This window comes from Deltaproteobacteria bacterium, assembly GCA_026712905.1.
GTDB lineage: Bacteria > Desulfobacterota > Binatia > UBA9968 > JAJDTQ01 > JAJDTQ01.
Genome location: JAPOPM010000062.1, coordinates 33674 through 42991 on the forward strand (window position 1 = coordinate 33674; position 9318 = coordinate 42991).

7 protein-coding genes are annotated in these 9318 nt (G+C 66.8%); 4 read left to right on the top strand and 3 right to left on the bottom strand.

Annotated features, from left to right (window positions below; all coding sequences use genetic code 11):
• Positions 1–141 precede the first annotated feature (141 nt).
• From OXF11_04750 to OXF11_04765, 4 genes are all read left to right on the top strand, one after another.
• Positions 142–930 carry an enoyl-CoA hydratase-related protein gene (locus tag OXF11_04750; GenBank protein MCY4486408.1) on the top strand — a complete coding sequence of 263 codons (789 nt, stop codon included), beginning with the start codon at positions 142–144 and terminating at the stop codon, positions 928–930.
• Positions 931–1027: 97 nt separating this feature from the next.
• Complete coding sequence (locus OXF11_04755; protein ID MCY4486409.1) at positions 1028–2485, top strand: aldehyde dehydrogenase family protein; 1458 nt, start codon at positions 1028–1030, stop codon at positions 2483–2485.
• Between the two features lie 81 nt (positions 2486–2566).
• Positions 2567–4351 carry an ABC transporter transmembrane domain-containing protein gene (locus tag OXF11_04760; protein ID MCY4486410.1) on the top strand — a complete coding sequence of 595 codons (1785 nt, stop codon included), beginning with the start codon at positions 2567–2569 and terminating at the stop codon, positions 4349–4351.
• Positions 4352–4486: 135 nt separating this feature from the next.
• The gene (locus OXF11_04765; protein MCY4486411.1) at positions 4487–5884 is read left to right on the top strand and encodes an ATP-binding protein; all 1398 of its coding nucleotides are present in this window, start codon (positions 4487–4489) and stop codon (positions 5882–5884) included.
• A gap of 61 nt (positions 5885–5945) precedes the next feature.
• Here the strand turns inward: OXF11_04765 and thrC are convergent, their stop codons facing one another.
• From thrC to OXF11_04780, 3 genes are all read right to left on the bottom strand, one after another.
• Positions 5946–7319: a threonine synthase gene (gene thrC, locus OXF11_04770; protein ID MCY4486412.1), complete on the bottom strand. Its 1374-nt coding sequence runs from the start codon at positions 7317–7319 to the stop codon at positions 5946–5948.
• A gap of 52 nt (positions 7320–7371) precedes the next feature.
• Positions 7372–8868, bottom strand: a complete 1497-nt coding sequence (locus OXF11_04775) for an ethanolamine ammonia-lyase reactivating factor EutA (GenBank protein MCY4486413.1) — start codon at positions 8866–8868, stop codon at positions 7372–7374.
• Between the two features lie 9 nt (positions 8869–8877).
• Positions 8878–9318 (bottom strand): cupin (locus OXF11_04780; GenBank protein ID MCY4486414.1); only part of this gene is annotated, 441 nt, incomplete at its 5' end.

Below are 9318 nucleotides of genomic sequence, written 5' to 3' on the forward strand. Positions count from 1 at the left end.
ACTCTTCCCGCTCGGTTCCAACGCATTGGGAGACGACAGCGGTTGGGCTCCAGGGCGAGCCCGCCGGCCGTGGAAGGATGCAAGGGAGCTCGAACTCTCGGTCTCGGGCACACACTATCAACGCGATTTCAGGAGGCACCCATGGCAGACGGCACGATCGGACAGACCACCGAAAACGGCATCTCGCTCATCGAGTTGAACCACCCGCCGGTCAACTCGTACACGCACGAGATGCTGCGCGAGCTGGACGACGCCCTCATCAAGGCGCGTTTCGACGACGACACCCACGTGATCGTCCTCACCGGCAAGGGCGAGAAGTTCTTCTCGGCCGGAGCCGACATCAACATGCTCGGCCAGCAGACCCTGTCCTACAAGGCCAACTTCGCGCTGCACGGCCACGAGGTGCTGATGCGCATGGAAAACACGCCCAAGCTGGTGATCGCGGCCATGAACGGCCACGCCATCGGCGGCGGCCTGGAAATCTCCATGGCCGCGGACATCCGCATCGCCAAGAAGGACGGCGGCCGGGTAGGCTTGGCCGAGGTGAACCTCGGGGTCATGCCGGGCATGGGCGGCACCCAGCGCCTTCCCCGCCTGGTGGGCCGGGCCAAGGCCCTGGAGTTGTGCGCCACGGGCAAGCAGGTGGCCTTCGAGGAAGCCCTGGAAATGGGTCTCGTGCACTACATCTACGAGCGCGACACTTTCCTGCAGGACGTCATGGCCTACGCCAAGCAGTTCGTGCCGCCCAACAAGGCCAGCATGGCCGTGGGCAAGATCAAGCGCGCGGTCCTCGCGGGGATCGACGTCTCCCTGCCCGAGGGGCTAGCCTTCGAGCGCGAGGTGCTCACCCAGACTTTCGCCAGCGAAGACGGCAACGAGGGGGTCGCGGCGTACCTGGGGAAGCGCACGGCCAAGTTCAAGGGCCTGTAGACGACAAGCAGACCACCTTTCGGCGGCACGCGCTCGACGGCTCGGCCGCGGCACGGCCGAACGATTGGCCCAACACTCAACCATCCGGAGGGATCGAATGTCCAAGCTGTTGATCGGCGGCGAGCTCGTCGACGCCGTGAAGAAGGAAACCTACGAAGTGCGCAACCCGGCCACCGGCGACCTGGTGGACCACGCGGCCAAGGGCTCCGAAGAGGACGTCCGCCAGGCAGTGGACGCCGCCGCCACGGCCTTCAAGGAGTGGTCGGACACGACCCCCGAGGACCGCGGCAAGGCCCTGGAGAGCGCCTGCGGGCTTATCGAGCAGCGCAGCAAGGACATCGCGCAGCTCCTGACCCAGGAACAGGGCAAGACCCTGTTCGAGGCGGGACTGGAGATCCACCACCTGATCCACGGCCTGGAGTTCTACGCGGGGCTGGCCTCCAAGGTGCGCGGCTCCCACGTGCCGCTGCCGCAGAAGAACGCCTACGGCATGGTGGTACGCCAGCCCATCGGCGTGTGCGGCGCCATCGTACCGTGGAACTTCCCGCTGACCCTCATGGGCACCAAGGTGGGTCCGGCGCTGGCGGCGGGCAACACCATCATCGTGAAGCCGGCCTCCACCACCCCGCTGGCCACGGCCCTGTGCATGGAACTGATCGCGCAGGCCACCTACGCCGGCGGCAAGAAGAGCCTGCCCGCGGGCACGGTGAACTTCGTCAGCGGGCCGGGCGGCTCGGTGGGCGAAGAGCTCTTGAGCAACCCGCGCATCCGCCGCATCGCCTTCACCGGCTCCACCCCCGTCGGGCGCCACGTCATGGAGGTAGCCGGCAGGGAGATCAAGCGGGTCACCCTGGAACTGGGCGGCAGCGACCCCATGATCGTCATGGAGGACGCCAACGTCGACCTGGCGGTGAAGATGGCGGACATCGGGCGCTACTTCAACTGCGGCCAGATGTGCCTGGGGGTGAAGCGGTTGTTCGTGCACGAGTCCGTCGCCGACGACTTCATCGGCAAGCTCGCCGCGGGGCTTCAGAAGAAGACCGTGGGAGACGGCATGGAGAAGGGCAGCCGCATGGGACCGCTCCACGTCGACTACCAGCGCACCGAGGTGGAGGAGCAGGTGGAGGATGCCAAGGCGCGCGGCGCCAAGGCGGTGGCAGGCGGCGCCCGGCCGGAAGGCGACCAGTTCAAGAACGGCCACTTCTACCTGCCGACCCTGCTCACGGACGTGCCCGACGACGCGCGCATCGCCACCGAGGAGTGCTTCGGCCCGGCCCTGCCGGTGTTCACCTTCAAGGACATCGACGAGGCCATCGAGCGCGCCAACGCCTCCGAGTTCGGCCTGGGCTCGTCCATCTGGACCAGCAACATGACGTACGCCAACAAGGCCATCGACCGGCTCGAAGCGGGCAACGTGTGGGTCAACTCGCTCCACTACGGCTACGACGAGCTGCCCTTCGGCGGCGTCAAGTCCAGCGGCGTGGGCCGCGAGCACGGACCCGAGGCGCTGGACTACTACCTCGAGCCCAAGGGCGTGGTGGTGGTCAACGTCTAGGAGACAAGGCCACGGCATGAACGGGTGCCACTGCGGAACAGTGGCACCCGTTTTTCGTGGGGCCTTTTTCGCCAGTAACCGATGCAGGCGCCATCCAATCCTTCCGGTTCCCGGCCGTCCAGCCGGGACCTGCGCCCGTTGCGGCGTCTCGCCGCGTATCTGAAGCCCTACCCGATGTTGCTGACCCTGGCGGCGGTTTCGCTGCTGGCGGCCGCGGTGACCACGCTGGCCCTGCCCATCGCCGCCCGGGAAATCCTGGAGACCGGATTTGCCGAAGAGAACCGGGCGCTCATCAGCCAACGCTTTCAGTTGCTGCTAGCCGTCATCGCGGTGCTGGCGGTGGCATCGGCCGGCCGCTTCTACTTCGTCGCCCGTATCGGCGAGCGGGTGGTGGCGGACGTCCGCAAGCAGATCCATGCGCACGTGCTGCGCATGAACCCCACCTTCTTCGAGGTCACCCGCACCGGCGAGATCCTCTCGCGTTTGACCACGGATACGACTCTCATCCAGACCGTGATCGGTTCGGGCGCCTCCATGGCGTTGCGCAACCTGCTGATCTTCGTGGGCGGCTTCGTGATGCTCATCGTCACCAGCCCGCAGCTCATGGGAGCGGTGCTCGTGCTGATACCCCTGGTGCTGTTGCCGATCCTGGTGCTGGGCCGCCGGGTGCGGCGCCTGTCGCGCCTGAGCCAGGACCGCATCGCGGACACCAGCGCCCTGGCCGGCGAGAACCTCGACGCCGTGGAGACGGTGCAGGCCTTCACCCAGGAACGCACGGAGATGGAACGCTTTGGCGCCGCCACCGAAGCCGCCTACCAGGCCGCGCTGGTGCGCGTGCGCAGCCGGGCGCTGCTCATCTTCCTGGTGATCACGTTCATGTTCGGCGGCGTCGTCGGCGTGCTGTGGCTGGGGGCGGAAGCGGTGCTGAGCGGCCGCATGTCCGCGGGCGTCCTGATCCAGTTCGTGTTCTACGCCATTTTCGTGGCCGGCTCGGCCGCGAGCCTCAGCCAGGTGTGGGGCGAAGTGCAGCGCGCCGCCGGGGCCACGGAACGCTTGCTGGAGCTGCTCGAAGCGCGCCCGGTCATCACCGCGCCGGCGGCTCCCCTGCCCATGCCCGAGCCCCCGCGAGGCAACCTCGACTTCGACGCCGTGGCGTTCCGGTACCCGTCCCGCCCCGACGAACACGCGCTGGACGGATTCTCCTTGGCCGTCGAGCCGGGGGAAACCGTCGCCTTGGTGGGACCGTCGGGCGCGGGCAAGAGCACCGTATTCAAGCTGCTGTTGCGCTTCTACGATCCGGCGCTCGGCTGCATACGGCTGGACGGCATCGACCTTCGTCAGGCAGACCTCCAGACCGCGCGCGGCCGCATCGGACTGGTGCCGCAGGAAACCGTGATCTTCTCCGCCAACGCCCGCGAGAACATCCGCTACGGCCGCCCTTCCGCCACCGACGCGGAGGTGGCGGAAGCCGCGCGCGCCGCGTTCGCGGACGAATTCATCCAAAGCCTGCCCGAACGCTACGACACCTTTCTCGGCGAAAAGGGCCTGCGCCTCTCCATCGGCCAACGCCAGCGCATCGCCATCGCCCGGGCCATCCTCAGGGACCCCGCGGTCATGCTGCTGGACGAAGCCACCAGTTCCCTGGACGCCGAGAGCGAGCATTTCGTCCACCAGGCCCTGGAACGCCTCATGGCCGACCGCACCACCCTCATCATCGCCCACCGCCTCGCCACCGTCCTCAAGGCCGACCGCATCGTGGTCATGGACCACGGCCGCATCGTCGCCACCGGCACCCACGAGGAGCTGATGAGCCGCGGCGGCCTCTACGCCCGGCTCGCATCGCTGCAGTTCGCGCCGGAAGCCTAGAGGGTTGAACAGTCGATCCTTGAATCCATACGGGGAGTCTGATAAAAGATCCCTGTATAAAGTTAGTGTGATTGATAAATTCAAGGGTTCTTTTAACACAATCCTGTGCATTCGGCACAAGTCGTACTGGAAGTCATGCTCAAACGGCGAGAGACTGCCTACCTTGAGGAATGGGCTGTGCGGAGGGACCGCAAGCCGTTGGTGATCCGCGGCGCCCGGCAAGTGGGCAAGTCAACGCTGGTGCGCGAGTTCGCCAGGACCGCGGGCAGGCCGCTGGTCACGGTCGACCTCGAGCGCAACCCGGAACTGCGCGAAGCGTTTACCGCTCGGTACCCGGCACGGATTCTCTCCACGCTCACGCTGCTTACCGGGCAAACCATCGTGCCCGGAACCCATCTGTTGTTTCTCGACGAGATTCAAGCGGCCCCGGAGGCGCTGGCGGCACTGAGATACTTCTACGAGGAAGCTCCGGAACTGCATGTCGTGGCCGCGGGCTCGCTCGTGGAGTTCGCCCTCGCCGACACCCGGTTCTCCATGCCCGTGGGACGGATCGAGTATCTGCACCTGGGGCCGCTGACCTTCGAGGACTTCCTGGACGCCATGGGGCACCCGGAACTGTCCGCCCATCTGCGCGCCGTTCCCTTGTCCGATCTCGAGGATGCCTTTCCTGACGCAGTGCATCAACGGTACGCCGGTCTGCTGCGGGAATACTGGGTGGTGGGGGGCCTTCCGGAGGCGGTCTCGGGCTATGCGCAAGGACGAGAGAACACCGATGGGGGCTTCCCCCATCTCGGCCGCATCCAGCAGAGCGTAATGGCCACCTACAGGGACGACTTCAACAAGTACAGCCATGGCAGTTCCCGTGACCGGTTGCGCATGGTGTTCGACAGCCTTCCGGGTCTTGTCGGACGCAAGTTCAAGTACGTCGGAGTCAGCCGGGACCACCGCGCCGCGGAGCTGGCGGACGCGCTGCGGCTGCTGTGCATGGCGCGAATTGCCTACAAGGTCTGCCGCACCGCGGCCAACGGCGTGCCGCTGGCCGCGGAAGCGAACGCACGCCACTTCAAGTGCCTGTTCATGGACATCGGCCTGATGTGCGCCGCGCTGCACCTGGACCTGTTCGACCTTCGCACACACGACTTGACTCTTGTGAACGCCGGCGCCCTCGCCGAGCAGTTCATCGGCCAGCACCTGCTCCACAGCGGCCCTGGCTACGAAACTCCGGCGCTATACTACTGGGCGCGGGAGACGAAGAACGCCGCTGCCGAAGTGGACTACCTGATGACATCGGGCGCCCAGGTCGTTCCCGTCGAGGTCAAGGCCGGGGCCACCGGCTCGCTGAAGTCGCTGCACCAGTTCCTGAAGGAGAAAGGCAACGCGTTCGGACTCCGTTTCAACGCCGCCACGCCGAGCCTGCTGCACGATTCGACAAGGCTGGCTAACGGCGGCACCCTCGACTACCACCTGCTTTCGCTACCCCTCTATCTGGTCGGTCAGGCTCAACGGCTGGTAAGAGAATTTCGCGGCGAGTGAGGCAAGGTCCGCCCTGCCATATACCCATTGCGACATCCAGGTACTGCAAAGACGAGCGGGATCAGGGCTGCGGGTGATCCTCGATGGCGCGGAACACCGCGTCGCGCACCCTGTCGTAGTCGGCGGGGACGTCGATGGGGGTGTTGGCGTGGCGGGTCGTCACTTCCTCGAGGCGGCTCTCGTGGTACTTGATCTTGAACTCGGGGAACTTGAGGCCGTTGGCGGTGGAGATGACCACCACGCGCTGGTGCTTGCCGATGACGCCGCGGTCCACCAGCTTGAAGAGGGCGGCCAGGGCGACGCCGGTGTGGGGGCAGTTGAACAGGCCGGTGCGGTCGGCTCGGGCGACCGCGTCGGCCAGCTCGTCCTCGGTGGCCTGCTCCACCACGCCGCCGAAGTACTGGAGGGCGCGGATGGCCTTCTGGATGCTCACCGGGTTGCCGATCTGGATGGCGCTGGCCAGGGTGGGCTGGGCCTGCACCGGCTCGAACTCGTCGAAGCCCTTGAGGTAGCTGCGGTAGAGGGGGTTGGCGCGCTCGGCTTGGGCACACGCGATGCGCGGCAGCTTGGAGATCATGCCCAGGTCGTGCATGAGCTTGAACCCCTTGCCCAGGGCGCTGACGTTGCCCAGGTTGCCGCCGGGGATGACGACCCAGTCGGGCACCTGCCAGTCGAACTGCTGCGCCAGCTCCATGCTCACGGTCTTCTGCCCCTCCACCCGGAGCGAGTTCATGGAGTTGGCTAGGTAGATGTTGTGACGGGTGCAGAACTCCCGCACCAGCTCCATGCAGCCGTCGAAGTCGGTGTCGATGGCCAGGGTGACGGCGCCGTGGGCGATGGGCTGGATGAGCTGCGCCGTGGAGACCTTGTTCCTGGGCAGGAACACGACGGCGCGGATGCCGGCCACCGCGCAGTAGGCCGCCAGGGCCGCGGAGGTGTCGCCGGTGGACGCGCACGCCACCGCGGGGATCTCCACGCCTTCCGACATCATCTGACGCACCATGGACACGAGCACGGTCATGCCCAGGTCCTTGAAGGAGCCGGTGTGGCTGTTGCCGCAGAGCTTGACCCAGAGATCGGGCAGGCCGATCTCCTTGCCCAGCCGCTCGGCCCAGAAGAGGTTGCTGCCCCCCTCCAGGGTGGACACCACGTTGGCGTCTTCCACGTCGGGGCAGACCATCTCGCGCTTGCCCCAGACCGAGCTGCCGTAGGGCCACTGGTTGCCCATCAGGCGGCGGTCGAAGAGGTCCTTCCAGTATGCGGGCGATTTCTTGCGGAGGAGCTCCAGGTCATGGCGCACCTCCAGGAGATTGCCGCATTTCGGGCATGCGTAGATGATCTCCTTAAGGCTGTAGCGCCCCGGGCAGCCGGCGATGCACTCGAACCATGCCCGGTAGGGATCGGGTGGAGCGGCCTGGATTTCTCGCGCCTGCATGGCTCGTCCTCTACTCCCAACGGAGGCCCGACACAAGCTCCTGGCGACCTGCCTATTGCCGGATGGCCGCGTTCTGTTCCGTGCTCGGGAAAACGAGCGACTTGATCACCACGGGCACCGCCCCCGAGGAGGGGATCAACGCGCCCACATCGATGTAGTCGAACTCCTGCAGCGCGATGCCGTCCACCGAGATGATGGGCTTGTCGAGCTTCATCTCCTCCTTGAAGTGCAGGCCCAGGATGCCGCCGATGTCGCCGTCGTTGACCAGGAGCAACGGGTGCCCCTTGTCGAGCACCGGCTTGAGGCCCTCCACCACCGCGCCGCAGAAACCCTGCAGGCGGGCGAAGGTGGCGGACCCTTCCCAGTGGAACGCCAACGCCACCGGCTGGCGGCCGTCTTGCAGGTCCAGGCGCCGCAGCGCGCTGTCGATGGCGCCGATGACCTTCGCGGGATCGATGTCGTCGCCCCACTCGAAGTCGATGCGCACCACGGGGACGTTGCGCACGGGCACCGCGTCCTGAGGCGAGATGAAGATGGTGCTGCCGCTCACCTGGATGGTGTACTGGGAGGCGCCGATGACGGTGGCGCGGATGCGCGCCGCGGGTTCCAGGATGGGGACGCCCAGGCCCTCCACCCGCCGGCGGATCTCCCGGCCCAGGAGCGCGCCCATGTCGCCGTAGCCGTTGCCGGCGTGGCCGTAGATGAACTCGGAGACGCCGCCCGAAAAGGTGACGGCGTCGATTTTGCCGCGGTACGACAGCGGCGGGAGCCGAAGCAGTTCCCGGGTCTCGTCGGTCAGCTCCTGCTGGTTGACCACCTCGAACAGGCGGTCCGCCATCTCGGACGCGATGGCCTCCAGGCTCTGCTCGTCCATGATCTGGCCCAACTCCAGCTCGACGCCCACCTTGCCGCCGTGGCGCCGCCCCGCCTCCTCGATGCGGACGACGGTGTTGGCGCCGTCCATGGCCAGCAGCCGGGCGCCCACGTCGATGGCCGTGACCTCGCGCACGCTGCCGCCAGCGCACACGGCGATCTTGCTGGTGCCGCCGCCCACGTCGATGTTGAGCACCACCGCGTCCTCGTTGCCGGAGCGAGCCGCCGCTCCCGAGCCGTGGGCGGCCATGGTGGTCTCGAGCCCGTCGCCGGCCGTGACCGACACGAAGCGGCCCGCCTCCTCCGCGAACAGGTCGGCGATGGCGCGGGAGTTGCGCCGGCGCACGGCCACGCCGGTGAGAATCAACGCGCCCGTATCCACGTCCTCGCGCTTGAGCTCGGCACGTTCGTACTGTTGGTTGATGAAGCGCTCCAGGCGCTCCATGTCGATGGTCAGGTCGTCGGTGTAGGGCGTGAGCAGAATCTCCGATTCGCTCAGCACGGTGCGTTTCTTGACGACGTAACGGGTTCCTTCCTGGCTCAGCTCGAGGCGCGAGAACACCAGGTGGGACGTGGACGAACCGATGTCCACGCCCACGCTGGTGAGCTTGATCTCGTCTTCCTCAACGATGTGCCTGCCGGAACCGGTGAAACCGAGGGATCCTGTGTCGGCCACGAGCGGTCCCTAGGCTTCCGGCTTGTAGATCTCGGCGGGCATCTTGGACTTCATCCCCTCCTTGCCCAGAGTCTCTTCGAACTCCTGGCGCAGGAACGGGTCCTCGTCCCGATAGGCGATGGCCGTGCCGCCGTCCTTGATCTCGATGGCGCCGTAGTCGATGGCCTTCTCGCCGGGCCGCCCGCGCTCGCGTCCGGGCGCGTTGGGGCCGAACCACGCCGACAGCCGCAGCGGCTCCGCGCTCACGCCGAAGTGGGCATGGAACCAGTTGCCGCCCATGGGCGCCGCGCTCACCATGCCGACGGGCTCGTAGTCCTGCCGCCGCACCCCTTCCGCCTTGCCGTCCTTCCACGGCGTGGGACCCAGGGTGGAGGGCCAGGTGTAGGTGTAGCCCTTGCCCTTGACGCAGATGAGCACCGCGGCGGAGCCGTGGGCGTGGGCCTTGGAGTA